The organism is Microbacterium plantarum, from assembly GCF_035231185.1.
Taxonomy (GTDB): Bacteria; Actinomycetota; Actinomycetes; order Actinomycetales; family Microbacteriaceae; genus Microbacterium; species Microbacterium plantarum.
Genome location: NZ_CP141117.1, coordinates 1,432,602 through 1,457,475 on the forward strand (window position 1 = coordinate 1,432,602; position 24,874 = coordinate 1,457,475).

General features: G+C 69.4%; 27 protein-coding genes and 1 tRNA gene. 20 read left to right on the plus strand and 8 right to left on the minus strand.

Translation table 11 applies throughout. The features are described 5' to 3' along the window. The first annotated feature begins 63 nt into the window (after positions 1-63). The 5 genes from VC184_RS06865 (at position 64) to VC184_RS06885 (ending at position 5,098) form a co-directional block, all read left to right on the plus strand. Complete coding sequence (locus VC184_RS06865; RefSeq protein WP_023951035.1) at positions 64-837, plus strand: hypothetical protein; 774 nt, start codon at positions 64-66, stop codon at positions 835-837. Positions 838-982: 145 nt separating this feature from the next. After that, positions 983-1,759: a DeoR/GlpR family DNA-binding transcription regulator gene (locus VC184_RS06870; RefSeq protein ID WP_282502497.1), complete on the plus strand. Its 777-nt coding sequence runs from the start codon at positions 983-985 to the stop codon at positions 1,757-1,759. Further along, a complete protein-coding gene (locus VC184_RS06875) occupies positions 1,756-2,706 on the plus strand; it encodes a 1-phosphofructokinase family hexose kinase (protein ID WP_282502498.1) in 951 nt (316 codons plus the stop codon). Before VC184_RS06870 ends, VC184_RS06875 begins: the two co-directional genes overlap by 4 nt. Positions 2,707-2,743: 37 nt before the next feature. Further along, a complete protein-coding gene (locus VC184_RS06880) occupies positions 2,744-4,816 on the plus strand; it encodes a PTS fructose transporter subunit IIABC (RefSeq protein ID WP_282502499.1) in 2,073 nt (690 codons plus the stop codon). Between the two features lie 12 nt (positions 4,817-4,828). After that, positions 4,829-5,098, plus strand: coding sequence for an HPr family phosphocarrier protein (locus VC184_RS06885; RefSeq protein WP_323987611.1), 270 nt, complete (start codon positions 4,829-4,831; stop codon positions 5,096-5,098). A 64-nt stretch (positions 5,099-5,162) separates the two neighbouring features. Here VC184_RS06885 and VC184_RS06890 read toward each other — a convergent pair whose 3' ends face one another. Further along, positions 5,163-5,801 (minus strand): MBL fold metallo-hydrolase, encoded by a 639-nt coding sequence (locus tag VC184_RS06890; protein ID WP_323987612.1) that lies wholly within the window; start codon positions 5,799-5,801, stop codon positions 5,163-5,165. Positions 5,802-5,922: 121 nt separating this feature from the next. Between VC184_RS06890 and VC184_RS06895 the strand changes: the two genes are divergently transcribed. Beyond that, positions 5,923-5,998, plus strand: a tRNA-Glu gene (locus tag VC184_RS06895). Positions 5,999-6,067: 69 nt separating this feature from the next. On the opposite strand, the gene VC184_RS06900 is transcribed toward VC184_RS06895, so the two are convergent. Then, a complete protein-coding gene (locus VC184_RS06900) occupies positions 6,068-7,186 on the minus strand; it encodes a DUF4349 domain-containing protein (RefSeq protein WP_323987613.1) in 1,119 nt (372 codons plus the stop codon). After that, positions 7,183-7,743, minus strand: coding sequence for an RNA polymerase sigma factor (locus tag VC184_RS06905; RefSeq protein ID WP_282502505.1), 561 nt, complete (start codon positions 7,741-7,743; stop codon positions 7,183-7,185). Before VC184_RS06905 ends, VC184_RS06900 begins: the two co-directional genes overlap by 4 nt. A 116-nt stretch (positions 7,744-7,859) precedes the next feature. Between VC184_RS06905 and VC184_RS06910 the strand changes: the two genes are divergently transcribed. The 7 genes from VC184_RS06910 to VC184_RS06940 all read left to right on the plus strand — a co-directional run bounded on the left by VC184_RS06910 (position 7,860) and on the right by VC184_RS06940 (position 15,474). Next, the gene (locus VC184_RS06910) at positions 7,860-8,933 is read left to right on the plus strand and encodes a TerC family protein (RefSeq protein ID WP_112614442.1); all 1,074 of its coding nucleotides are present in this window, start codon (positions 7,860-7,862) and stop codon (positions 8,931-8,933) included. A 151-nt stretch (positions 8,934-9,084) separates the two neighbouring features. Continuing rightward, positions 9,085-10,533: a 3-isopropylmalate dehydratase large subunit gene (gene leuC / locus VC184_RS06915; protein WP_282502506.1), complete on the plus strand. Its 1,449-nt coding sequence runs from the start codon at positions 9,085-9,087 to the stop codon at positions 10,531-10,533. A gap of 2 nt (positions 10,534-10,535) precedes the next feature. Beyond that, positions 10,536-11,132, plus strand: a complete 597-nt coding sequence (leuD, locus tag VC184_RS06920; RefSeq protein ID WP_023951020.1) for a 3-isopropylmalate dehydratase small subunit — start codon at positions 10,536-10,538, stop codon at positions 11,130-11,132. 71 nt (positions 11,133-11,203) lie between these two features. Beyond that, positions 11,204-12,571, plus strand: a complete 1,368-nt coding sequence (gene murA / locus VC184_RS06925; protein WP_282502508.1) for a UDP-N-acetylglucosamine 1-carboxyvinyltransferase — start codon at positions 11,204-11,206, stop codon at positions 12,569-12,571. Between the two features lie 3 nt (positions 12,572-12,574). Then, complete coding sequence (locus VC184_RS06930) at positions 12,575-13,339, plus strand: lysophospholipid acyltransferase family protein (RefSeq protein WP_282502509.1); 765 nt, start codon at positions 12,575-12,577, stop codon at positions 13,337-13,339. Next, a complete protein-coding gene (locus tag VC184_RS06935) occupies positions 13,329-14,465 on the plus strand; it encodes an NAD(P)H-dependent glycerol-3-phosphate dehydrogenase (RefSeq protein ID WP_282502510.1) in 1,137 nt (378 codons plus the stop codon). Before VC184_RS06930 ends, VC184_RS06935 begins: the two co-directional genes overlap by 11 nt. Then, complete coding sequence (locus VC184_RS06940; RefSeq protein WP_282502511.1) at positions 14,365-15,474, plus strand: D-alanine--D-alanine ligase family protein; 1,110 nt, start codon at positions 14,365-14,367, stop codon at positions 15,472-15,474. The genes VC184_RS06935 and VC184_RS06940 overlap by 101 nt, the downstream gene beginning before the upstream one ends. Here the strand turns inward: VC184_RS06940 and VC184_RS06945 are convergent. Then, on the minus strand, positions 15,464-15,976 hold the full coding sequence (locus VC184_RS06945; protein WP_112614452.1) for a DUF3515 family protein: 513 nt from the start codon (positions 15,974-15,976) through the stop codon (positions 15,464-15,466). The two genes, VC184_RS06940 and VC184_RS06945, sit on opposite strands and share 11 nt — an antisense overlap. Positions 15,977-16,030: 54 nt before the next feature. Between VC184_RS06945 and thiL the strand changes: the two genes are divergently transcribed. Beyond that, positions 16,031-17,029, plus strand: a complete 999-nt coding sequence (gene thiL / locus VC184_RS06950) for a thiamine-phosphate kinase (RefSeq protein WP_282502512.1) — start codon at positions 16,031-16,033, stop codon at positions 17,027-17,029. Here the strand turns inward: thiL and rsmD are convergent. Further along, entirely contained in the window at positions 16,999-17,595 is a 597-nt protein-coding gene (rsmD, locus tag VC184_RS06955) for a 16S rRNA (guanine(966)-N(2))-methyltransferase RsmD (RefSeq protein ID WP_282502513.1), read from the minus strand. The genes thiL and rsmD overlap by 31 nt on opposite strands. Then, positions 17,592-18,206, minus strand: coding sequence for a 1-acyl-sn-glycerol-3-phosphate acyltransferase (locus VC184_RS06960; protein WP_114589327.1), 615 nt, complete (start codon positions 18,204-18,206; stop codon positions 17,592-17,594). Before VC184_RS06960 ends, rsmD begins: the two co-directional genes overlap by 4 nt. Before the next feature lie 57 nt (positions 18,207-18,263). On the opposite strand from VC184_RS06960, the gene VC184_RS06965 reads away from it, so the two are divergent. From VC184_RS06965 to mutM, 6 genes are all read left to right on the plus strand, one after another. Beyond that, a complete protein-coding gene (locus tag VC184_RS06965) occupies positions 18,264-20,423 on the plus strand; it encodes an ATP-dependent DNA helicase RecG (RefSeq protein WP_323987615.1) in 2,160 nt (719 codons plus the stop codon). A 9-nt stretch (positions 20,424-20,432) separates the two neighbouring features. After that, entirely contained in the window at positions 20,433-20,930 is a 498-nt protein-coding gene (coaD, locus tag VC184_RS06970; RefSeq protein ID WP_323987616.1) for a pantetheine-phosphate adenylyltransferase, read from the plus strand. A gap of 105 nt (positions 20,931-21,035) precedes the next feature. Then, a complete protein-coding gene (locus VC184_RS06975) occupies positions 21,036-21,533 on the plus strand; it encodes a YceD family protein (RefSeq protein ID WP_112615121.1) in 498 nt (165 codons plus the stop codon). Positions 21,534-21,535: 2 nt separating this feature from the next. Then, complete coding sequence (gene rpmF, locus VC184_RS06980; RefSeq protein WP_019179169.1) at positions 21,536-21,745, plus strand: 50S ribosomal protein L32; 210 nt, start codon at positions 21,536-21,538, stop codon at positions 21,743-21,745. An 11-nt stretch (positions 21,746-21,756) separates the two neighbouring features. After that, on the plus strand, positions 21,757-22,449 hold the full coding sequence (gene rnc, locus VC184_RS06985) for a ribonuclease III (RefSeq protein ID WP_112614464.1): 693 nt from the start codon (positions 21,757-21,759) through the stop codon (positions 22,447-22,449). Next, entirely contained in the window at positions 22,442-23,338 is an 897-nt protein-coding gene (gene mutM / locus VC184_RS06990) for a bifunctional DNA-formamidopyrimidine glycosylase/DNA-(apurinic or apyrimidinic site) lyase (RefSeq protein WP_274177800.1), read from the plus strand. Before rnc ends, mutM begins: the two co-directional genes overlap by 8 nt. Here the strand turns inward: mutM and VC184_RS06995 are convergent. Further along, entirely contained in the window at positions 23,286-24,413 is a 1,128-nt protein-coding gene (locus VC184_RS06995) for a GNAT family N-acetyltransferase (protein WP_274177801.1), read from the minus strand. The two genes, mutM and VC184_RS06995, sit on opposite strands and share 53 nt — an antisense overlap. A 48-nt stretch (positions 24,414-24,461) precedes the next feature. Next, positions 24,462-24,713, minus strand: a complete 252-nt coding sequence (locus VC184_RS07000) for a hypothetical protein (RefSeq protein ID WP_112614470.1) — start codon at positions 24,711-24,713, stop codon at positions 24,462-24,464. Between the last annotated feature and the right edge of the window lie 161 nt (positions 24,714-24,874).

Consider the following 24,874-nt stretch of genomic DNA (forward strand, 5'->3'; position numbering starts at 1 on the left):
TAGGCTGACCTAAGTCGGGCCTGTAAAAACTTCGCTTGTCCGACAGAAAGGTCATGATCCGTCATGGGTTACATCAAGTCCGCTGCCCTCGAGGAGACCGGCTACGTCGTCCTCGACCGCTACAACAAGGAGATCGATCCGAAGGAGTGGCTCGACGTCGAGTACGTCGACTGGAAGTCCTCCGGCGACACCCGTTTCGCTCCGCTGGCCTCGGCCAAGGGTGAGATCGAGTGCAACGGTTTCTGGAACCACAAGCCGCCGCGCACCGACAAGGACGGCGTGTGGATCGACTCGCAGACCGCGATCGCTCCGACGCTGACCGCGCGTGCGCAGGAGCCCGGCGCCAACGTCGGCCGCTGCCGCATCATCGAGCTGCAGCCGAACACGTACGCCGACTGCCTCTACAACCTGCACCAGGACGACAACAACCGCCTCAACCCCGACGGCACGGGCTGGGTCGTTCGCGGCTTCTTCAACCTGACGGATGACAAGACGAGCTACTTCGTGCTCCGTGAGAACCGCACCGACCCCAGCGAGGAGACCCGCATCGCGCTGCCCGCCGGTGCGCAGCTCATCGTCGACACCCAGCGCCTGTGGCACGCGGCAGCTCACTACGGTGACGAGCCGCGCTACTGCCTCATCACCTCGTGGGAGTCGGGTCCCGAGCTCGATGCCTACATCGCCAAGTACAACGGCGTGAACAAGGTGGAGAGCTACCCGGTCGACCAGGAGACCCTCGACGCCGGCCAGATCGAGCAGGAGCGCCGCATCGCCGCTCGTGCCGCCGCGCTCGCAGCACGCGGTCAGCAGGAGGTCATCGCGATGAGCGAGGCCTGAGCCTCGGACTCGCCTGAAGGGGAGGTGTCGGCTGCGGCCGGCACCTCCCTTCTTCGTCCTTCGCGGTGGGACCAAATACCGTGTTGCTTTCTGTTGCTTTGCGTGTGAATGCGTTGTAACGTGTGGGCATCCGAAGGAGGATGTCGTGTACGCAATGGAGCGCCAGCAGCTCATCGAACGAATGCTCGCCGCCCACGGTCGCGTGGCCGTCGTCGACCTCGCTTCGCGTTTCGATGTCACGACCGAGACGGTCCGGCGCGACCTCGCGGCCCTGGAGGAGACCGGCGTTCTCCGCCGGGTTCACGGCGGCGCGGTGTCGGCGGAGCGCGTCAGCACCGCCGAGCCATCCGTCGCGGAACGCTCCCAGCGCCACTCGGCGGCCAAGGAACGGATCGCCCGGCGTGCTCTGGCAGCGCTCCCGTCCGGGACCGGATCGATCTACGTGGATGCCGGCACGACCACCGGCGCCTTCGCGGACGCACTCATCGAGCGCAGTGCGCCGACCGGGCTCGAGGTCGTCACCCATTCGATGACGATCGCCCATTCGCTCGCCGGAGCGGCCGGTATCGGCCTGACGGCGATCGGCGGACGCGTCCGGGGCCTCACCGCGGCGGCCGTCGGATCGGATACCGTCGGCGCCATCACGCGGCTGCGGCCCGACGTCGCCTTCCTCGGCACGAACGGCATCGCCCGAGATGCCGGACTCACGACGCCCGACCCCGACGAGGCCGCCGTGAAGCGCGCCATCGTCGCCGGAGCCCGGCGCGTGATCCTCCTCGTCGATGCCGACAAGTTCGACGCCGAACTGCTCGTGTCGTTCGCCGACCTCTCGGACCTCGACGTCGTCGTGACCGACCGGGAGCCGGATTCGGAGCTCGCCCGCGCCCTGCGCGAGGCCGACGTGGAGGTATGGATCGCATGATCGTGACCCTGACGGTGCACCCGTCGCTCGACCGGACCATCTCGATCGATGCGTCGTTGCGCGTCGGCGAGGTGCAGACGGCGTCCGCCGTCCGCGAGGATGCCGGCGGCAAGGGCATCAACGTCGCGCGCGTGCTGCACGCGTCGGGGGTCGACAGTCTCGCCGTGCTTCCCCTGGACCCCGCCGACCCGTTCGCTGCGGTGCTGGCGGACGGGGATGTCGACGTGCGCACGGTCGCGGTGCACGGCCGCACTCGCGCGAACATCGCGGTCACAGACCCGACCGGCGAGACGACGAAGATCAATCTCCCCGGTGTGGCTCTGAGCGCGGCCGACCTCGACGACGTGATCGACGTCGTCGCGCAGTGCGCGCGCGGTGCCCAGTGGCTCGTGCTCGCCGGCTCGCTCGCGCCCGGCCTGCCGGATGACGCCTACGTCCGCGTCATCCGCGCGGTTCGCGACCGGTTGGGGGAGGAAGCCCCACGGATCGCTGTCGACACGTCGGGAGCCGCGCTGCGCGCCGTCGTCGCGGACGGACGTCCCGACCTCATCAAGCCCAACGACGAGGAGCTCGCCGATCTCTTGGGCGCGCCGCTGCCGGCGGCCGACACCCTCGCCGACGCCGTCCACCTCGCGTCTCGCGAGCTGGTCCCCGCGGCGGTCGGCGCGGCGCTGGTCACCCTCGGTGGCGACGGTGCGGTCTTCGTCTCCGACCGCGGCGCGTGGGCAGCGACTCCGCCCCCCACCCGCGTCCGCAGCACGGTCGGTGCCGGTGACAGCTCGCTCGCGGGCTTCCTCCTCGCCGACTCGCGCGGCGCGGACCCGGCAGCCGCGCTCGTCTCCGCCATCCGGTACGGCTCGGCGGCCGCGGCGCTCGAGGGAACGCAAGCCCCGACGCCGACCGATCTCCCCACCGCGGACATCCCCGTCCGCGCGCTCCATCACTGATCCGAACGACCCGCAACACTCGAACCAGGAGGACACCGTGTCCGACACCATCACCCCGGAGCTCGTCAGCCTCGACGCGCCCCTCGGGACCGACAAGAAAGACGTCATCCGCGCCCTCGCTCGCCTCGTCGCAGCGCAGGGCCGCGCCACGGACGCCGACGCCCTCGCGAAAGACGCCATCGCGCGCGAAGAGAAGGACGAGACCGGGCTTCCCGGCGGCATCGCGATCCCGCACGCGAAGAGCGCTGCGGTGACCCAGGCCTCGCTCGCGTTCGCTCGACTGAAGCCGGGCGTGGCATTCGGAGCCCCCGACGGCCCGGCCGACCTCGTCTTCCTCATCGCCGCGCCCGAGAACGCCGCTGAAGAGCACCTCGCGGTGCTGTCGCGTCTCGCCCGCAGCCTGATGCAGGACTCGTTCACGAGCGACCTCCGCGCCGCGGCATCCGCCGACGACGTCGTGCGTACGGTTCGCGCGGCGATCGGCGAGGGCGATGCCGCCCCAGCACCCGCTGCCGCCGCGCCGACGGCGACCTCGGCCGCGCCGGCTGAGGCCACCGCCGGCGACCTGACGATCGACGGCCGTCCCGCCCGCATCGTCGCCGTGACCTCCTGCGCGACGGGCATCGCCCACACCTTCATGGCTGCCGACGCGCTGACTGCCGCAGGTAAGGAAGCCGGGATCGACCTCGTGGTCGAACCCCAGGGCTCCAGCGGCTACCAGGCGCTGCCGGCATCCGTCATCGACAACGCCGACGCGGTCATCTTCGCCACCGACGTCGACGTCCGTGAGATCTCACGGTTCGCCGGCAAGCCGGTGATCCGTTCGGGCGTCAAGCGCGGCATCGAGCAGCCCGCGGAGATGATCCGTGAGGCCGTCGCCGCCGCGTCCAACCCGAACGCCGCCCGCGTCAGCGGTGCGGCAGCGGATGCGGGTTCCGGTGCGGGCACCGCGTCGCAGAATCTGTCGTGGGGGGCGAAGATCCAGCGCATCCTGCTCACGGGCGTGAGCTACATGATCCCCTTCGTCGCCGGCGGTGGGCTGCTGATCGCCCTCGGTTTCGCCCTCGGCGGCTATGAGGTCACGGCGAACGCGTCGAAGGTCATTATCGACAACGCGCTGTGGAACCTGCCCACGACCGACATCACCTCGCCGTTCGGGCCGCTCGGCCAGTACCTCGGGTCGGTGGCGTTCATGATCGGCTCGACATCCATGGGCTTCCTGGTGGCCGCTCTCGCGGGCTACATCGCCTACGCGATCGCCGACCGTCCGGGCATCGCTCCCGGATTCGTCGCCGGTGCGATCGCCGTCACGATGAGCGCCGGCTTCATCGGCGGCATCATCGGCGGTTTCCTCGCCGGCTTCGTGGCCTGGTGGCTCGGGCGCCTCCCCGCCCCGCGCTGGCTGCGCGGTCTGATGCCCGTGGTCATCATCCCGCTGCTCGGTTCGATCGTCGCCTCGGGTCTCATGATCCTGTTCCTCGGCCGGCCGATCGCCGCGCTCATGGCGCTCCTCACCGATGGCCTCACGTCGCTCACCCAGAGCGGTGCGGGCCTCATCGTCGTCGGCGTGATCCTGGGCCTGATGATGTGCTTCGACCTCGGCGGTCCGATCAACAAGGTCGCCTACGTCTTCGCGACGACCGGACTCGCGGCCGCCTCCACCGAGAACACCGCGCCGTACCTCATCATGGCCGCGGTCATGACGGCGGGCATGGTGCCGCCGCTGGCTCTAGCGCTCGCGTCGACGGTGCTCGCCCGTCCGCTCTTCACGCCGGTTGAGCGCGAGAACGGCAAGGCGGCATGGCTGCTGGGCGCCTCGTTCATCAGTGAGGGGGCGATCCCGTTCGCCGCGGCCGACCCGCTGCGCGTCATCCCGGCTTCGCTCGCCGGTGGGGCGATCACCGGTGCGCTGAGCATGTGGTTCGGCGTCCAGAGCTTCGCTCCGCACGGCGGCGTGTTCGTGCTGTTCGCCATCTCGCCGGTGTGGGGTTTCTTCGTCGCGCTTCTGGCGGGTACCGTCGTTTCTGCGCTGTTGCTCGTCGTGCTCAAGAAGTACGTCCGCAAGAGCTCCACCGCCCCGGCCCCGGCCGCGGCGACCGCGACAGTCTGAGGAGACACCACCATGGCAGAACGCACCGCCACCATCGCGAGCAGCTCCGGACTGCACGCCCGCCCCGCGAAGCTCTTCGTGCAGGAGGTGCAGTCGAAGGGCGTTCCCGTCACGATCGCCGTCGAGAGCGGCCCCGACCTGAACGCCGGCAGCATCCTGAGCATCATGGGCCTGGGCGCCTCGCAGGGCTCGGTCGTGACGCTCAAGGCCGAGGGTGAGGGTGCCGAGAAGGCTCTCGATGAACTCGTCGCCTTCCTCGAGATCGACCACGACGCGGCCTGATCCGCTCGGAACACACGGATGCCGTGGACCTTCGGGTCCACGGCATCCGTCGTTCCCGCGCGGGTCAGATGTCGGTGGAGTCGCCCGGGTCCAGCGCGACGAAGTCGCCGCCGTTCTGCTGGGCCGCCCACGTCAGCCGCTCGCGCCCCATCGCGAGGCCTGCCGGTGAGAGGGTCATGTCGTGGGTCGCGAAGACACGCCGCGGCTTGACCTCGAGCACGAAGTCCATCGCGTCGCCGATCTTCAGCCAAGGGGCGCCGACGGGCGCCGCCAGAAGCTCCACTTTCGCTCCCTTGGGCACGGCGTACGAGTCACCGGGGTAGTAGAACGCGTCGTCGACGAGGACGCCGACGTTGTCGATCACGGGGATCGACTCGTGGATCACCGCGTGGCGTCCGCCGAAGAACTCGAGGCTGAACGGGCCCGCTTCGAGCTTGTCGCCGGGGGAGACCTCGCGGATGTCGAACCCTGCGGCCGCGCGCACGACACCCTCCGGGCCGTAGACGGGGATGTTCGGGAACTGCTCGAGGATCGTCGACAGGTGCTGCGACGTCCAGTGGTCGGGGTGCTCGTGCGTGACGACGACAGCCGCGACGTCATGCAGATCCTCGAGCGGCGAGGTGAACGTGCCGGGGTCGATGATCAGGGTCTTGCCGTCGCGCTCGAGGCGCAGGCAGGCGTGTTCGTGCTTGGTGACATGCATGCCCTCAGTCAACGCCCGACACGCCCGAGAGGGCAATGGGGGCCTCGATTTTGCCGGATGCGCGAGCCCGTGGCATACTTTAACGGTTGCCTCCGGAGCCCCGGGGAAGACAAAAAAGTACGGCCCCATCGTATAGCGGCCTAGTACGCCGCCCTCTCACGGCGGTAACGCGGGTTCGAATCCCGCTGGGGTCACCACTGCGAAACGCCCATCCGATCGGATGGGCGTTTCGCGTTTCTCGGGAACCGGCCTCCGGCCCCGCGAGGTCAGTCGCCGGTGGAGCTCCGTCGCGCTCGGCGCCGGCGCGTCGTCGAGACGACGAGCCAGATCAGCGCGGCGGTGAGACCGATCACGACGAGCCAGGGCAGCAGGAACCCGAGCGCCACGACGATCCCGTTGAAGGTGGCGATGAGCCCGTTCCACCCCGTCGCGAGTCCGTCGCCGAAGCCCGCGGGATCGGCGTCCACCTTCTCGGCCGGGGTCTGCAGCTGCACCGTGAGCGACGACAGGGTGACCTGCGACTCGAGCGCGGTGAGCTGCTGCCGCAGCGAGTCGAGCTCGGCCTGCCGGTCCGCGAGAGCAGACTCCGCCGCGATGAGGTCGGCGACCGACCCGGCTTCGCCCATGAGCTCCGTCAGCCGTTCGACCGATGCCTGCCCGGCGGCCACCCGGGCGCGCAGGTCGGTCGTCTGCGTTGTCACGTCGTCGCGTGAGACCTGCGAGCTCTCGACTTCGCCGACGTCCGCGAGCGCAGCGATGGCCTCCTCGAGGCTCGCTGCGGGAACCCGGACGGACACCCAGGCCGAGCCGACTGAGGCAGGCCAGACCGCGCGGTCATCCGCGTACGGCAACGCGCCCGCCGCCGTGCCCCCGAGACTCATCGACTCGACATAGCCGCCCGCGGCGACGGCGGCCGCGGCGATCGATTCCGCCGCGTCACGGGGATCGTCGGCGATCACTGTCGCGGATGCCGTGGCGATGACGTCGCGCCCGGCGGGGGAGTCGGACACGGCGCCGGAGGCCGACCCCTCATCGGTCGAACCGTCCAACGCGAACGGCTCGGGCTGCGCCGCCGAGTCGCCGGCGTCTCGCGACACTGCACCGTTCTCCGTCGTGCCGAAGAACCCCTCCGGGGCGGTGGCGGGCGCGACGGAGGATGCCCCGCCGCTGCTGCTCGTCAGCTGCGGCGCGATGGCCGCGGCCACGACGATCACGGCTGCCGCGGCGCCGGACGCGCCCCACCAGGCCCGCCGCCGTCGCGTCCGCTGCGCGGCGGCCCGGTCAGCCGAGGCGCGGCGTTCGGCCCGCTCGCGCCCGATGTCCGCGAACAGAGCCTCTTCGATCGCATCGATACGGCTGTCATCCAGGGCGGGTAGATCGTTCATGACTGCTCCGGTTCAACGCTCGAGCGGACGAATGTGCGGATGCGGGAGAGCCGGTTCCGGACCGTCCCGTGGCTGACGCCGAGCTGGTCGGCTGCTGCTTGATACGCGAACCCCTCCGCGGCGCAGAGCCGGAAGATGTCCTGGTCGAGGGGGCTCAGCGAGCCGACGGCCGCGAGGATGCGTTCGACGAGATCGCTCTGCACGACCTGCCGCTCGACGTCCACCGTGTCGGCGACCTCGGCGGCGTCCTCATCCGTCGTGTGGCGTCGTTCCCGTTGCCGTCGGCGGATGCGGTTCGCGCTCTGGAACCGGCAGATGGTGACGAGCCACGGCAGCAGCGACTCGCCCGCCAGCTCGAGCTCGGGCAGTTTGCGCCAGGCCACCAGGAACGTCTCCTGCGTAACGTCCTCGGCTTCGACGCGATCGCCCAGCAGGCCATGCGCGAGCCAGTACACCGGTCGCACGTAGGCGCGATAGAGCGTACGGAAGGCGTGCTCACTTCCGGACACCGCAGCTTCGACGAGCTCGGCATCACCGCGTGTGATCGTGTCGACCATGCGTCTGAGTTCCTTCCCTCATCCCATCAGTGTCGCGTCGTCGCGAACCGTCTCACACCCGGGCCGCGGAGGAGCCGGGGTGTAGTCTCGGGAGGCTTCCTCCCCGAAAGGCTCGCATGGACCTCCCCGTGCCGTTCCAGATCGTCGCGCTCGTCGTCCTGGTGCTCGTGCTCGTCGCCGATCTGCTCATCATCGTCAAGCGGCCCCACATCCCGTCGCCGAAGGAATCGACGCTGTGGGTGCTGTTCTACGTCTCCCTGGCGCTGGTGTTCGCCGGCATCCTCTGGGCCGTTGCAGACGTCGAGCACGCCGGACAGTTCGTCGCCGGATGGCTGACCGAATACAGCCTCTCCATCGACAACCTCTTCGTGTTCGTCCTGATCATGAGCCAGTTCTCGGTTCCGCGCCGGTATCAGCAGAAGGTGCTGATGGTGGGCATCATCATCGCGCTGGTGCTTCGAGGTCTCTTCATCCTCGCGGGGGCGGCGATCATCGAGCAGTTCAGCTGGGTGTTCTACATCTTCGGTGCCTTCCTCATCTACACGGCGATCAAGCAGGCGCTGCCCGAGGGCGACCACGACGACGACGTGAAGAAGGAGAACTTCCTCGTCCGCATCATCCGTCGCACGGTGGACATCTCCGACGAGTACGACGGCCCCAAGGTCCGGACCGTCGTGAACGGCAAGCGGATGTTCACCCCGATGATCATCGTCTTCGTGGCGATCGGCGTCACCGATCTGCTGTTCGCCCTCGACTCGATCCCGGCGATCTTCGGCATCACGCAGGACCCGTTCCTGGTGTTCACCGCGAACATCTTCGCGCTGATGGGGCTGCGCCAGCTCTACTTCCTGCTGGGCGATCTGCTCGACCGGCTCAAGTACCTGCACTACGGCATCGCGTTCATCCTCGCGTTCATCGGCGTGAAGCTGATTCTCCACGCGATGCACGAGAACGAGCTCGCGTTCATCAACGGCGGCGACGGGATCGCCTGGGCGCCGGAGATCTCGACGTGGGTGTCGCTCGGCGTCATCATCGGCGCCATGCTCGTCGCGACCGTCGCCAGTCTGATCGCCGCGCGGCACGACCGCGACGCGGCCGGCCCGACCCAGGCTGCGGCCGCCGTCGCCGACGAGCAGGGCACGCCCCCCACGGTCGAGCAGCCGCACCCGCGCGACGACGAGCGCTCGTGACCGGACGCCGCCGCGGCGCCCGGTGGTATTCTGACCGCATGCGGATCGCTCGCCTTCTCCTTAGCGGCCGCGGCGAGGTCTCGTTCTGAGCCCCTCCTCGCCGCGGAGTCCGTCGTGGGCTTGATCCCGGTTCGCAAGGAGAACGAAACCCATGAGCATTCCCACCCCTCCCGAGCGCCCGCGCACCCTCGCCGAAAAGGTCTGGGACGACCACCTCGTCGTCAAGGGTGAAGACGGTCAGCCCGACCTGATCTACATCGACTTGCACCTCGTGCACGAGGTCACGAGCCCGCAGGCCTTCGACGGTCTGCGTGCCGAGGGGCGTCCGCTGCGGCGCCTCGACCTGACGATCGCGACCGAGGACCACAACACCCCGACGCTCGACATCGACAAGCCAATCGCGGACCTCACGAGCCGAACGCAGATCGAGACCCTTCGGCGCAACGCCGAGGAGTTCGGCGTCCGCCTCCACTCGCTCGGCGACGCGGAGCAGGGCATCGTCCATGTCGTCGGACCCCAGCTCGGCCTCACGATGCCGGGCATCACGGTCGTGTGCGGCGACAGCCACACCTCGACGCACGGTGCGTTCGGCGCGATGGCGTTCGGCATCGGCACGAGCGAGGTCGAGCACGTCATGGCGACGCAGACCCTCCCGCTGAAGCCGTTCAAGACGATGGCGATCACCGTCGAGGGCGAGCTGAAGGAAGGCGTGTCGGCGAAGGACATCATCCTCGCCGTGATCGCGAAGATCGGCACCAACGGCGGCCAGGGCTACGTGCTCGAGTACCGCGGCAGCGCCATCCGCGCCCTCTCCATGGAGGGGCGCATGACCATGTGCAACATGTCGATCGAGGCGGGCGCCCGCGCGGGCATGGTGGCCCCCGACGAGATCACCTTCGAATACGTGAAGGGTCGCCCGCACGCGCCGACCGGGCAGGACTGGGATGACGCCGTCGCTTACTGGCGCACGCTCCCCAGCGACGAGGGCGCCGTCTACGACGCCGAGATCTTCATCGATGCGGCCGAGCTCGAGCCGTTCGTCACGTGGGGAACCAACCCCGGCCAGGGCGTCTCGCTCAGTGCGACGGTTCCCTCGCCCGACGACTTCAGCGACCCGAACGAGAAGGCGGCGGCTGAACGCGCGCTCGAGTACATGGACCTGCAGCCGGGTACTCCGCTCAAGGAGATCCCGGTCGACGCCGTCTTCATGGGTTCGTGCACCAACAGCCGCATCGAAGACCTGCGCGCGTTCGCGTCGATCATCGAGGGGCGCACGAAGGCTGACGGAGTTCGCGTGATGGTCGTTCCGGGCTCCGCCCGCGTTCGGCTCGAGGCTGAGGCAGAGGGCCTCGACCGGGTCTTCACGGAGTTCGGGGCCGAGTGGCGCTTCGCCGGCTGCTCGATGTGCCTAGGCATGAATCCCGACCAGCTCGCTCCGGGCGAGCGCTGCGCGTCGACCAGCAACCGCAACTTCGAGGGACGCCAGGGCAAGGGCGGCCGTACGCACCTGGTGTCGCCGCTCGTGGCCGCCGCCACCGCTGTGCTCGGGCGCCTCGCATCGCCGAGCGATCTGCCCGCACGCGAGAAGGTCGAGGCCTGACCATGGAGAAGTTCGAGACCCATACCGGTGTCGTCGCACCGCTCAAGCGCTCCGCGGTCGACACCGACCAGATCATCCCGGCCGTCTACCTGAAGCGCGTCACCAAGACCGGCTTCGAGGACGCGCTCTTCGCCAACTGGCGTCAGGACCCCGAGTTCGTGCTGAACCAGCCCGCTTTCGCGGGGGCGTCGATCCTCGTCGCCGGGCCCGACTTCGGTACCGGATCGAGCCGTGAGCATGCGGTGTGGGCGCTGCGCGACTTCGGATTCCGCGTCGTGCTGGCACCCAAGTTCGCCGACATCTTCCGCGGCAACGCGGGCAAGCAGGGCCTCCTCGCCGGTGTCATCTCGGAGTCGGATCGCGAGGCGATCTGGGCTGCCGTGGATGCGCAGCCGGGGGTGCGGATGACGGTCGATCTCGAGGCACGCGTCGCTGCTCTCGGCGACCTCCGAGTCCCGTTCGAGATCGACGATTACACTCGTTGGAGGCTCCTCGAAGGACTCGACGACATCGGGCTCACGCTGCGCAATGAAGAGGCGATCGCGCAGTTCGAGGCGCGCCGCGAGGCGTGGCGACCCCGGACACTCCCCGTCGCGTAGCCCCGGATCACGCCCTGAACCGTGGGGCGAAGATCCGCCCCGCCCTCGATCACCAAGTGAGGAAGTCCTGCATGAGCACTCCGCCGAGTGAGCCGTCCGCATCGGAGAACGGCAACCGTCGCGAAGACGGCGAGATCCTCGAGATCCGGGGCGGGCGGCCCCTCGTCGGACGTGTCGACGTCAAGGGAGCGAAGAACTTCGCGACGAAGGCCATGGTTGCCTCGCTGCTCGGCGAGACCGAGAGCGTCCTGCGCGACGTTCCTGACATCAGCGATGTGGCCGTGGTCCGGTCCCTTCTCGAGGTGCACGGCGTGACGGTCGCCGACGACGGCGAGGGCACGTACCGGCTCGACCCGAGCGGGGCCGAATCGGCCGGCTTCGAGGAGATCGACGCGCACGCCGGCGCCTCGCGCATCCCGATCCTCTTCTGCGGGCCGCTCCTGCACCTGCTCGGCCAGGCGTTCATCCCCGACCTCGGCGGATGCCGAATCGGGGACCGCCCCATCGACTTCCATCTCGACGCGCTCCGCAAGTTCGGCGCGATCGTCGACAAGCAGCCCAACGGCATCCGTCTTTCGGCGCCCGAGGGACTTCACGGTGCGGACATCGACCTGCCCTACCCGAGCGTCGGCGCCACCGAGCAGGTGCTGCTGACTGCGGTGCGGGCCAAGGGCACGACGGAGCTGCGCAACGCCGCCATCGAACCCGAGATCATGGACCTGATCGCCGTGCTGCAGAAGATGGGCGCGATCATCTCCTACGAGCCGAATCGCGTGATCTTCATCGAGGGCGTCGACAAGCTCCGCGGGTACGACCACCGGTCGATCTTCGATCGCAACGAAGCAGCCTCATGGGCGTGCGCCGCCCTGGCGACCGACGGCGACATCTTCGTCGGCGGTGCGAAGCAGCAGGAGATGCTCACCTTCCTCAACGTCTTCCGCAAGGCCGGAGGCGACTTCGACATCCAGGAGGACGGCATCCGCTTCCGTCGCGACGGCGCGCTGCGTCCCGTCTCGGTCGAGACCGATGTCCACCCCGGATTCATGACCGACTGGCAGCAGCCGCTCATCGTCGCCCTGACGCAGGCCGAAGGCGTCTCGACCGTGCATGAGACGGTCTACGAGAACCGTCTCGGCTTCACTCAGGCGCTGAACAAGATGGGCGCGCAGATCGTGGTGCACCCCGAGGGCATCGCGAGCCCGGACCGTCGCGTCCCGCGTCGCGCCCTCGAGCAGGCCGCGGTCATCACGGGCCCGACGCCGCTGCACGGTGCGGATGTCGTCGTGCCCGACCTGCGCGGCGGATACAGCTACGTCATCGCGGCTCTCGCGGCCGAGGGAACGTCGGTCGTCCGCAACGTCGGGATCATCCGCCGGGGCTACGAGAAGTTCTTCGACAAGCTCGAGGCGCTCGGCGCCGACTTCGACATCATCGGCTGACGCGTGTCGCACAACCGCCGTCGCGCGTCCGCGGAGAAGACGAAGCCGACCCCGTTCTGGTTGGCCGCGGCCCTCGTCGTGCCCGCGGTCGGTCTGCTGGCCCGGATCGAGATCGAGGGCGGGGAGCATCTTCCGGAGGGGGGCCCGTACGTCCTCGCGCCCAATCACTACAGCGAGTTCGACCCGATCGTCATCGCAGTGGCGACCTGGCGCCTGGGCCGGGCACCGCGATTCATGGCGAAGGAGAGCCTCTTCCGCGTGCCCGTCGTGGGTGCGGTGCTGAAGGGCCTCGGCATGATCCCCGTCTCGCGGACGACGTCGGCCTCGGCGGCGGGCCAGGCGATCTCGCAGGCCGCCGAGCTCGTGGCCGACGGTCGCGGCGTGATCGTGTATCCCGAGGGTTCGCTGACGCGCGAGCCCGATCTGTGGCCGATGCGAGGGAAGTCGGGTGCCGTCCGGGTCGCGGCGGCCGGCGACATCCCGATCATCCCGGTCGCCACGTGGGGCGTTCAGTCGATCCTCCCGCGTTACGGGAAGTTCAGCGCCTGGCCGCTGCGCAAGCGCATCCGCGTGCGCTTCGGTCCGCGCGTCGAGCTTCCTTTCGAACCGGGCATGACTCCGTCGCCGACGCAGCTGGTGGCGGGAACGGACGCCGTGATGGCCCGCATCTCGGGGCTGCTCGGCGAGCTTCGCGGCGAGACCCCGCCCGCCGAGCGCTGGAACCCGGGACAGCACGGCCAGAAGGAGACGGGTCGCCTTGAGCCGTAAGCCCGAGACCTCCGGACCCCGGGTCACCGTCATCGGTTCGGGTAGCTGGGGAACCACGTTCGGCAAGGTGCTCGCCGACGGCGGCGCCCAGGTCACGATGTGGGCGCGCCGTGCCGAGCTCGCGCATGAGATCCGCGAAGGCAAGCGCAACAGCCGGTATCTGCCGGGCATCAACCTCCCGCGTTCGATGACGGCCACCCACCATCTCTCGGAGGCGCTGCAGGGCGCCGAGCAGGTGTACCTCGCCGTATCGAGTCAGGCGCTGCGTGAGAACCTCACGGCCATCCGGCCCCTCATCGCCGGCGGAACGATGCCCGTCGTCTCCCTCATGAAGGGCGTCGAGAAGCGCACAGGCCTGCGAATGAGCCAGGTGATCGAGCAGGGGCTCGACTGCGACCCGAACCGCATCGCGGTCGCATCCGGACCGAATCTCGCCCTCGAGATCGCACGCGAACAGCCGACGGCCGCCGTGATCGCGTCTGCGAGCCAGGAGACGGCTGAGGCGGTCGCGCTGCGCGCACGCAATTCCTACTTCCGCACGTTCGTGAACACCGACGTGATCGGCACCGAGTTCGGCGGTGTGCTGAAGAATCTGATCGCCGTCGCGATCGGCATCGTCGACGGCGTCGGGTACGGCGAGAACACGAAGGCGTCCATCATCACGCGCGGTCTCGTCGAGATGACGGACTTCGCCGTGGCGCAGGGGGCTCACCCCGAAACCCTCCAGGGACTCGCGGGCCTCGGCGACCTCATCGCGACGTGCCAGTCGCCCCTGAGCCGCAACAACACGGCGGGGCGCCTGCTGGGGCAGGGCTATTCGTTCCAGGACGTCGTGAAGCAGATGGACCAGACCGCCGAAGGCCTGGCCTCGGTCGCGCCCGTCCTGACACTGGCGCGCGCGGCGGGAGTGCAGATGCCGATCGTCGAGCAGGTCAAGATGGTCCTCGACGGCACCATGAACCCGCGCGACATCGCGCCCCACCTGACCACCGACGACGACAAGCCGACCGGCGAGAGGACCCCCCATGGCGACGACAACAGTAGCGGTGCTCTTCGGCGGGCGTTCCAGCGAGCACTCGATCAGTTCCGCAACGGCGGCCGGAGTCCTGCGCGCGATCGATCGTGAGCGCTACCGCGTGATCCCCGTCGGGATCACGCGCGAGGGTGCGTTCGTCCTGGAGGACGACGACGCCGATAAGTTCGCGCTGAACCCGGAACGGATGCCGGAGGTCGTCGACAACGGCACGCGCATCCTGTGGCCCGAGCCCGGCGGCCGGCGAGAGCTCCGGGTGCGCCGCGCCGACGGCTCCGTCGAGGCGCTCGGCGAGATCGACGTCGTGCTGCCGATCCTGCATGGTCCGCACGGCGAGGACGGCACGATCCAGGGGTTCTTCGACACGCTGCAGCTGCCCTACGCCGGCGGCGGGGTCTTCGACTCCGCCCTGTGCATGGACAAGCACTTCATGAAGATCGTGCTGCAGGCTGCCGGCATCCCCGTCGCTCCCTGGGTCACCGTCGAAGAGACCCGGTGGCGTCGAGACCCCGACGGTGTTCGTGTGGATGCCGCAGGCCTCGGCTTTCCGAGCTTCGTCAAGCCGGCGCGCGCCGGATCGAGCGTCGGGGTGTCGAAGGTCCACGAGGCGGCCGAGCTCGACGCGGCCCTCGAGCTGGCGTTCGCGGAAGACGGCAAGGTGCTGATCGAGCCGGCGATCGTCGGCCGCGAGGTCGAGGTCGCGGTTCTGGAGGGGCGCGGCGAAGACTCCGCCCGAGCGTCACTGCCGGGGGAGATCGTGCTCACAACGCGCGAGTTCTACGACTTCGAGGGCAAGTACCTCGGCGGTGACGGCGCGGAGGTCGTCTGTCCGGCCGATGTGACGGCTGACGAGATCGAGGCGCTCCAGAACATGGCGGTCGCCGCATTCACCGCCGTCGACGGCCGCGGGCTCGCGCGCGTCGACTTCTTCCAGACGGCCGACGGCCTGTATGTCAACGAGCTCAACACGATGCCGGGCTTCACGCCGATCTCGATGTTCCCGAAGTGCTGGATCGCCTCCGGCCTCAGCTACAGCGACCTCATCGCCGAGCTGATCGAGGTCGCGCTCTCCCGGCCCGTCGGGCGCGCCGTCAGGGACTGACGGGCGAGGGGACGGGGGTCGCCTCCGCACGGTCGACGCATGCACCCCCGTCGCTGGGCAGCCGCGACACGACCCGTGACAGTTCGTCGAGGACCTCTCGACTCGATACGCCCTGCACCTCGGCCGAGGTCTCGGTGTTGAAGTAGAGCTCGACTGCAGGCTTTCGCCCGTACGTGACGACACGGAAGCGCGGCGCTTCCGATTCGTCGATGACCCAGTCGACGCCGGCGACCGATTCGCAGCGAAGCGTCGTGGGACCGGGAGAGGCGACACCGCACGAGAAGATGATGGTCGCCGGATCGCCCCACGCGGCCGTTGCCTGGCTGTCCGTCCAGCGGCGCTCTGCGCCGGCGACCTGCTGCGGAAGCCGAACCATCAGGTCTGCGCATTCGGGAGCATTCGCCTCCGGGGCCGCGGGGACGTTGACGGTCCCGGCGCAGCCGGCGAGGGCGAGAGTCACCGAGGCCAGGACGAGTGCGGGAATCGTACGGCGGAGCGGCATCCCTCCAGGGTACTGGGCCGTGAGGGGCCACGACCGCCGGGGTAGCGTGGGACCATGCCCGACGTCGATCCCGCCACCCCCGTCGGCTCCCTGTCGGAAGAGGCTGTGCTCGCGCACATCCTCCAGCGCTTAGGCCCGGGCCAGGCGCTCGTCGGGCCGGGCGACGATGCCGCGGTGCTGCGGCTCGCCGATGCACGCGTCGTGGTGACCACCGACACGTTGATCCACGGTCCGGATTTCCGGCTGGCCTGGTCGTCCGGGCGAGACCTCGGCGCGAAGGCTGCGGCCGTCAACCTCGCGGACGTCGCCGCGATGGGTGCCCGACCCGTCGCCCTGTTCGTCGCTCTCGCCATGCCGCCCGAGACGAGCATCGGGTTCGTCGGCGAACTCGCCTCCGGGCTTCGAGAGGCGTGCGACGAGCTCGCCCCGGGATGCCGGGTCGAGGGAGGCGATCTCACGAGCTCCGATACGCTCACGATCGCCGTCACCGCGGTCGGCGAGCTCGACCCGGGCCGGGCTCCGGTGCTGCGCTCCGGGGCACGCCCCGGTGACATGGTGGCGATCTGCGGCGATGTCGGTCTCGCTGCCGCGGGTCTCGACATCCTGTTCGATCGGTTCCGAGATGAGCGGGGTGCGGCGATCGCCGTCGATGACGCTGCGCTGAGCCCGTCCGAGCGCGTCGCGGTGCGGGGGCAGCTCCGCCCGCGTCCACCGATCGGGTCCGGCACAGCTGCGGCGCGAGCAGGCGCGACCGCGATGATGGACGTGTCCGACGGCCTGGTGCGTGATGCTCGTCGTCTCGGCCAGGCCTCGAGCGTGACGATCGATCTCGAGCGGAGCACGCTCGGCCCGGACAGCGATCGCGCGCTTCGCGGCGGCGAGGATCATGCGCTCCTCGCGACCTTCGCCGCCGGGACGGTGCTTCCCGCGGGCTTCCGTCGCATCGGCTCGGTGAAGCAGGCCGGCCTCGACCCGCTCACCGTGGACGGTAGGCCGGAACGTTCGGCCGGCGGATGGGACCCTTACCGCGACTGGGACGGCGCGGGCGGCTGACCACCGTTGTCCGCGCGTTCGTACCACCACAGTGCGGTATCGCCGTAACGCTTGCTGCGCAGCGGTTCGAGCTGCGCCGGAACGCGCGGCTGGGGGGAGCGGCTCGCGCGTTCCACGATGACGACCGCCCCTGGCGCGGTGACGTCGGCCAGCAGTGCGAGAGTGATCGCGAGGGCCTCGTCATCGAGGTCGTAAGGCGGGTCGATGAACACGAGGTCGAAGGGCCCGGATGCCGACTGCAGAAACGCGTCGGCGCTGCTGCGATGGACCCGGACCGCCGACGAGCCGACGGCCCGAGCGACGGTTCGCGCGTTGCGGTCGGTCACGGCGGCCGCCGACGCCGACTTCTCGACGAGGTCGACGGACGCCGCGCCCCGACTGACGGCCTCGAGACCGAGGGCACCCGAACCGGCGTAGAGGTCGAGCACGCGCGCGCCGTCGAGAACGCCCGAGGCATCGAGCCCCCCGAAGAGCGACTCGCGGACCCGGTCGCTCGTCGGTCGGGTGCCGCGGTCGGGAACCCGCAGCACGAGCGATCCGGCGGCGCCGGCGATGATGCGTGTCATGACGGGCCCGCCGTATGTTCCGCGGCCTCGTCGCCGGCGCTGCCGCCGTTCTCGTCGCGGAGGCGCGGCTCGCTACGCAGCTCGGGGCGGAACCCCGCCTTGTCGGCGTAGAACTCGCGGATGACGGCCATGTCGGCGGCGACGTCGCCCGTGAGCTCGATCGTCGGTCCGAGGCCGGTAGTCATGGTGGTGCGGTCGACGTACCCGAGCGTCACCGGCAGGCCCGAGGCGCGGGCGATGCGGTAGAACCCCGACTTCCAGCCGGTACGGGAGGTGCGGGTCCCGTCCGGGGTGATGACCAGACCGAACACCTCGCCCGCCGCGATCTGCGCGAGGACATCGTCGACGACGCGCGAGGGGTCGTCCCGGTCGACGGGGATGCCGCCGAGGCGACGCATCGGACCGCTCCGCCAGCCGCGGAACAGACTCTTCTTGCCCAGCCACCGGACCGGGATCTGCAGACGCCACGCGATCGCGAGCATGAGCACGAAATCCCAGTTGGAGGTGTGCGGCGCACCGATGAGGATGGTGGGTCGTGTGGGTGCGGGCGTGCTGACGAGGCGCCAGCGGCTGAACGTCCAGAAGATGCGGGCGATCGCGCGTCGGAGCATGCTCTTACCGTAAAGCCTGGCGGCAGCGTGTCCGACCTCCTGCCTAGACTCGACTCCATGCCGCAGGTCGACCTGGATACCCCGCTGCCGCAGGCCGTGGGCGAGAAGGTCGCCGCGACGCTCTCGCGTGCGTTCGCGATGTCGACGGTCGGTGACCTCCTCGCGCACTACCCGCGTCGCTACGCCCGCCGCGGCGAGCTGACCCCGATCTCGTCGCTGCCCGTGGGGGAGATGGCGACGATCGTCGCCGAGGTGGAATCGGTTTCGGAGCGTCCGATGCGTCAGCGCCGAGGGTCGCTCATCGAGGTCGTGATCAGCGATGGCGTCGGCGAAGCGACGCTGACGTTCTTCGGACAGAAGTGGCGTCTCCAAGAGCTCCGGGTCGGGCGACAGGGCATCTTCTCGGGCAAGGTCGGGGTGTTCAAGGGAAAGCAGCAGTTCGCCCACCCCGACTACGAGCTCTTCGACGACGAGGTCGAGGCGCGCGTGACGGCGGTCGCGCGAAGCCTCGAACCGATCCCCATCTACTCGGCCACCAGCACCATCACGAGCTGGCAGCTGCGCAAGATCATCGCCGACGTCATCGCGCGGCTCGGTGACGTGGCCGATCCGCTGCCCGACGAGCTGCGTGAACGGCGTCAGCTCCTCGATGCCCGGACGGCGCTCGTTCAGGTGCACACCCCGACCGTCCCCGAGCACGTGCGGCCGGGGTTCGAGACCCTCCGCATGCACGAGGCCTTCGTCCTTCAGGCAGCGCTCCTGCAGCACCGCATCCAGGTGCGGCGACTCGCCGCCACTGCCCGACCGGCGGGAGACCTTCTCGAGCAGTTCGACGCCGCTCTGCCCTTCGAGCGCACCCCCGATCAGATCGCCGTCGGCGACGTGATCGCCGACGATCTCGTGAACGAGTGGCCGATGAACCGGCTGGTGCAGGGCGAGGTGGGTTCGGGTAAAACGCTCGTGGCTCTTCGCGCCATGCTGCAGGTTGCGCAGTCCGGCGGGCAGGCAGCACTCATCGCTCCGACGGAGGTCCTCGCGGCGCAGCACGTGCGATCCATCGCGAAGATGCTGGGGCCGCGGCTCGCCCCCGAGCTGATGCCCACTCTGCTCACGGGGGCGCAGCCGGCCGCTGAGCGGCGCAAGGCTGCCCTGCGGGCAGCATCCGGCCAGGCACGGATCGTGGTGGGCACCCACGCGCTGCTGAGTGCGTCGACGACGTTCGCCGACCTCGGCCTGGTCGTCGTCGACGAGCAGCACCGATTCGGCGTCGAGCAGCGCGAGGCGCTCCGCGCGAAGGGCACCTCGCCCCACGTGCTCGTGCTGACGGCGACGCCGATCCCGCGCACCGTGGCGATGACCGTTTTCGGAGACCTCGACGTGTCGACGATCCGCACGATGCCGACCGGGCGCGCGGGCATCTCGACCTTCGTCGCGCCTCTGGCCGAGAAGCCGGGCTGGTTCGGCCGGGTGTGGGAGCGCGTGGCCGAAGAGGTCGCTCAGGGACGACAGGCCTTCGTCGTGTGTGCGGCGATCGACGCGGAGAAGGCCGTGGTCGACGACACCGACGACGCGGGCATGCTCGAAGACGGCACGCGGACGCGGACTCGCTGGGGAGTCGTTCAGGCCACCGAGATGCTCGCACAGCATCCGTCGTTCGCCGACCTCACCGTCGCGACGCTGCACGGCAAGATGCCCGCAGACGAGAAGGATGCCGTCATGCAGGCGTTCGCCCGCGGTGAGATCGACGTGCTCGTGGCCACGACAGTCGTCGAGGTCGGCGTCGACGTGCCGAACGCCTCGACCATGGTGATCCTCGAGGCTGAACGATTCGGAGTGTCGCAGCTTCATCAGCTGCGCGGCCGCGTCGGCCGGGGCAGCGTGCCCGGGCTGTGTCTGCTGGTCACCGAGGCAGACCCCGATACGGCGGCGCGGTCACGGGTCGAGGCCGTCGCGGCCACGACCGACGGCTTCTCCCTCGCAGAGGTCGACCTCGAGCTGCGGGGCGAGGGAGACGTCCTCGGCGATGCTCAGTCAGGTGCGCGGTCATCGCTTCGTCTGCTGCGAGTCGTCGCGGATGCCGACCTGATCGCGCAGGCGCGCGACGAAGCCGCATCCGTGCTGCAGAACGACCCCGATCTGTCGGAGCATCCCGGGCTCGCCGCAGCCATTGCGCGGCGCCTGGGCGAGGACGAGCGCGGCGCGCTCCACAGGAACTAGGCTCAGACCATGAGCAACCGGATCGCGGTCGTGCCCGGCTCCTTCGATCCGCCGACCCTCGGCCATCTCGACGTCATCCGTCGGGCCGCTGCCTTGTACGACCAGCTCCACGTCCTGGTCGTCCACAACCCCGGCAAAGAAGCGATGCTCCCCATCGCGCAGCGTCAGGCGCTTCTCGAGCAGTCGATCGACGAGACCGGGATCGAGGGTGAGATCGTCGTTGCGGCGTGGAGCATGGGACTGCTCGTCGACTACGCGACCGACGTCGGTGCCGGGATCCTCGTCAAGGGGATCCGGTCGCAGGTCGACGTCGCCTACGAGACGCCGATGGCGATCGTCAACCGGCACCTCGCTCAGATCGAGACCGTGTTCCTGCTTCCCGACCCCGCGCACGCGCTGGTGTCGAGCTCGCTCGTGCGGCAGGTCGCCTCGCTCGGCGGCGACGTGTCGCCCTTCGTGCCGGGCCCCGTCGCGCGGTTCCTCGACACGGGATCCCGCGGCATCTGAGTCCGCTCGACGCCACGGCGACTAGCATGGTCGATCGTGGGTAGAAAGCACGTCACCGGACCATTCGTCATCCCCGTGCGCGACATCGTGCGCCAGCCGGGGGAGATGCGGGAGTTCGCGTTCAGCGTGCCCGCGCCCGACAAGTGGGGCGAGGGTCTCGTCTCGGTCGCCGCGGGCCGGCCGATCGATCTCGAGGTGCGCCTCGAGTCGGTGCACGAGGGCATCCTGGCCACCGCTGAGGCCGACACCGTGTATGACGGCGTCTGCGGTCGGTGCCTGACGGAACTGACACGCCCCCTCCGAATCGAGTTTCAGGAGCTCTTCGGGTATTCTGGGGACGAAGCGTCCGACTTCGAGGTTCAAGACGACCACGTGGATCTTGAAACTCCGGTCAGGGATTCGATCGTCCTGGCGCTTCCGTTCCAACCGGTGTGTCAGCCGGATTGCCCCGGGCTCGACCCGGTCACGGGTGAGAAGCTGACGCCGGGAGCGGAACCTGCGGAGCAGGTGCAGATCGACCCGCGCTGGGCCGCGCTGACGGCCTACACCCCAGACCACGACGACGCAGACCACCGCGTCGCGCCCGACACAGAGAAGAGCTAGCCATGGCAGGTAACCCCCCGAAGCGGAAGGTCTCCCGCTCCAACACGCGTTCGCGTCGCGCGCAGTGGAAGGCCGAGGCTCCCACGCTCGTCAAGACCATCGAGAACGGAAAGGTCGTCTACAGCCGCCCCCACCAGGCGAAGGTCGTCACCGACTCGCAGGGCACCGAGCTGTTCCTCGAGTACAAGGGTCGCAAGGTCGCTGACGTCTGACGACGCGCGGCGTGACTGAGAACACCACCGAGCGCTCCGCGCTCACCGACAAGCTCGGGGTCGACATCGACCCCGAGCTTCTGTCGCTTGCCCTCACCCACCGTTCGTACGCGTACGAGAACGGCGGGACGCCTCACAACGAGCGTCTCGAGTTCCTCGGCGACTCGATCCTGGGCCAAGCCGTGACCGTGCATCTTTTCCGCACGCATCCCGATCTCGACGAGGGTGCGCTGGCCAAGCGTCGCGCGAGCGTCGTGTCGACGATCGCCCTGGCCGAGGTCGCTCGGACGATCGGGCTCGGCGACCACATCAAGCTGGGCCGCGGCGAGACGCAGACCGGCGGGCGCGACAAAGACTCGATCCTCGCCGACGCCATGGAGGCCGTGATCGGAGCGGCCTTTCTCTCGGCCGGTCCCGAGCGGGCGCAGGAACTCGTCCTCCGTCTCGTCGCGCCACTTCTGGCGGACCCCGCGCGTTACGGCGCGGCGATGGACCCGAAGACCTCCCTGCAAGAGCTCGCCGCTCACCTGGGCGTTGCGCCGCCGGTCTACGGCATCGAGGCCTCGGGACCCGACCACCACCGGGTCTTCACCGCGACCGTCACCGTCGGGGACGTGTCACGCGAGGGCGTGGGAAGCAGCAAGAAGCAGGCCGAGATGGCGGCCGCCCTCGCTGTGTGGCACGTGCTGTCTGCCCGTGCCTGAGCTGCCCGAAGTCGAGGTCGTGCGCGCCGGTCTCGAGCCGGCCGTCGTCGGCGCACGGATCGAGGCGTGCACGGTGCTCGACGCTCGCGCGCTCACGCGCCACGTCGGAACGCCGGCGTCGTTCGAGCAGGAGTTGACCGGCCGCTCCCTCACCGCCGCCGCGCGACGCGGCAAGTTCCTCTGGTTTCCCGTAGAGGGCACCCAGCGTGCGGTCATCGCCCACCTCGGAATGAGCGGGCAGATGCTGCTGCGCGAGCCCGGTGCGCCGACCGAACGCCACGAACGCATCCGCTGGGACATCGTGCACCCGGAGCACGGCGAGCTCTCCGTTCTGTTCGTCGACCAGCGGACCTTCGGCTCTCTCGCGGTGGACGACCTCGAACCCACGGTGGACGGCGCACCAGCCGGGCGCGGAACGGATGCGGCACTGATCCCGGGGCAGGTGCGGCACATCGCCCGCGACCCCCTCGACCCGGCGTTCGACGCTCCGCGGTTCCATCGGGAACTCGCCCGGCGGTCGTCCGGCATCAAGCGCGTCCTCCTCGACCAGGGCGTGGTCAGCGGCATCGGCAACATCTACGCCGATGAGGCGCTGTGGGCTGCCCGCGTCCATCCGGAGACCGTTGCATCCCTCCTCTCGCGGCCCGCGCGTGAGCGCCTCCTCGAGGCCGTCGTCGCGGTGATGACGAAGGCTCTCGCCGAAGGCGGCACGAGCTTCGACGCCCAGTACGTCAACGTCAACGGCCAGGCCGGCTACTTCGCGCACTCGCTCGAGGCCTATGGCCGCACCGGAGCGGAGTGCTCGCGGTGCGGCTCGGCCATCGTCCGGGTCGCGTTCACGAATCGCTCATCGCACTACTGCCCGCGCTGCCAGCGTCGTCGCCACTGAGCCGCTTCTTCCAAGCGCCCTCGTATGACAGCGGGCGGAACCCGAGGGCCTCGTTGATGTCGAGCATCGGGCGATTCTCTTCGGCGTTGTAGGTGATGACGCGGGGTGATTCGGGGGCGATGTCGCGCCACGCGACGAGGCCCGCGCACTTCACGAGCATTCCCAGCCGGTGGCCCCGGTGGCTCGCCGACACGAGCGTGTCGTGCTGATGGGTCGCGCCGGTGCGGTCGGAGCCGATCATGAGTTCGTTGAAGGCCGCGAGCTCGCCGGTCTCGATGTGCTGCGCCGCGGTCACGAGCAGTGTCTGGTCCGCTTCGACGTAGCGCGCATCGTGGCGGGCCAGGCGCGCGGCATCCCACTCTTCCTCGTCCACCTCGAGGCCGGCGGCGGGGGCGTCGGTCGACATGCGCGACTTGAGCCAGGCGTACCCTTCGACGAACTCCGGCGGCGTCGGCGCGGTCCATCGCACCACGCGGTAGCCGGCGGCCGCCACCGTGGCTTTCGCCAGGTGATCATCGACGACGGTGGCGGAGTCGGTCAGATCGAGCACGCTCTTCCGATTGATCTGCTCGAGCGTGTAGCCGTGACGCAGCAGGAAGCGCGCGGCATGGTCGCGCGGAATGTCGCCGTACCCCGTCGGTGCGGCCAGCCTGTCGCCCGGCTCATCGGGATGCTCGGCGTACGTCTGCAGAACGTGGCGGCCATGGTCGCGGGCGGTCCGCTCGACGAGCGCGTGGGCCTGCGAACCGATGCCGAGTCCGCGCACCTCGCGCAGGAGTTCGATGAGCCAGTACGCGCTGTCGGATCCGGCTTCGTGGGGGATGTCGAGCCCCACGCGCCCGACGACTCTGCCGTCCCATACCGCGAGCCAGCTGAATCTCGTCTCGTCCGGGCTCGGGCGATAGTGGGGGAGCAGCTCGTCGGGGCGGGCGGTATCGTCATCGCCGCCGGTGATCTCGCGATACACGAGATTGCGCACGCGCACCATCTCGCAGAAATCCGCGGCGTCCGGTGCATCGATCCTCTCGGGGATGCGGAGGGGGCGCAGCTCGAGCCGCGCAGTGATGTCGTTCATGATTCTCTTTCGGCGGCGTGGGGTCTCGTCACCGAGACCCCACGCGGATCAACGGTAGGGAGTGAGCAGGTACGCGCGTTCCCAGTGCCGCTCGCGCGCCTCGCGGGCGGCGAGCTGTTCGCGGCGGTACGCGACCTCGGGCGCAGAGCTGGCGCCGCGGTTCGCGCTCCACACGATGAGGCGCAGTGCGATGCGCAGCGCAAGGCGCTGGGCGAGGGTCGGACGGCCGAGAGCCGTCTGCTCGGAAATGGCGGGCCGCGCAGGCGCGACCTCGGGACGTCGTTGTACGACGGTGTTCATGGTGTCCTCGTTCGAAGAGGGCGGACGTGCGATGGCGACGATGTGCGTCGCAGGTGCAGCCGTCGGCTGCGGCCCGGCGCGAGGTGTCGCGCGGGCGGAGAGGCGGAACGGGGCGAGGGACTCGCGGACTCAGACGTTCAGCGGAGCACCCATGACGGCGG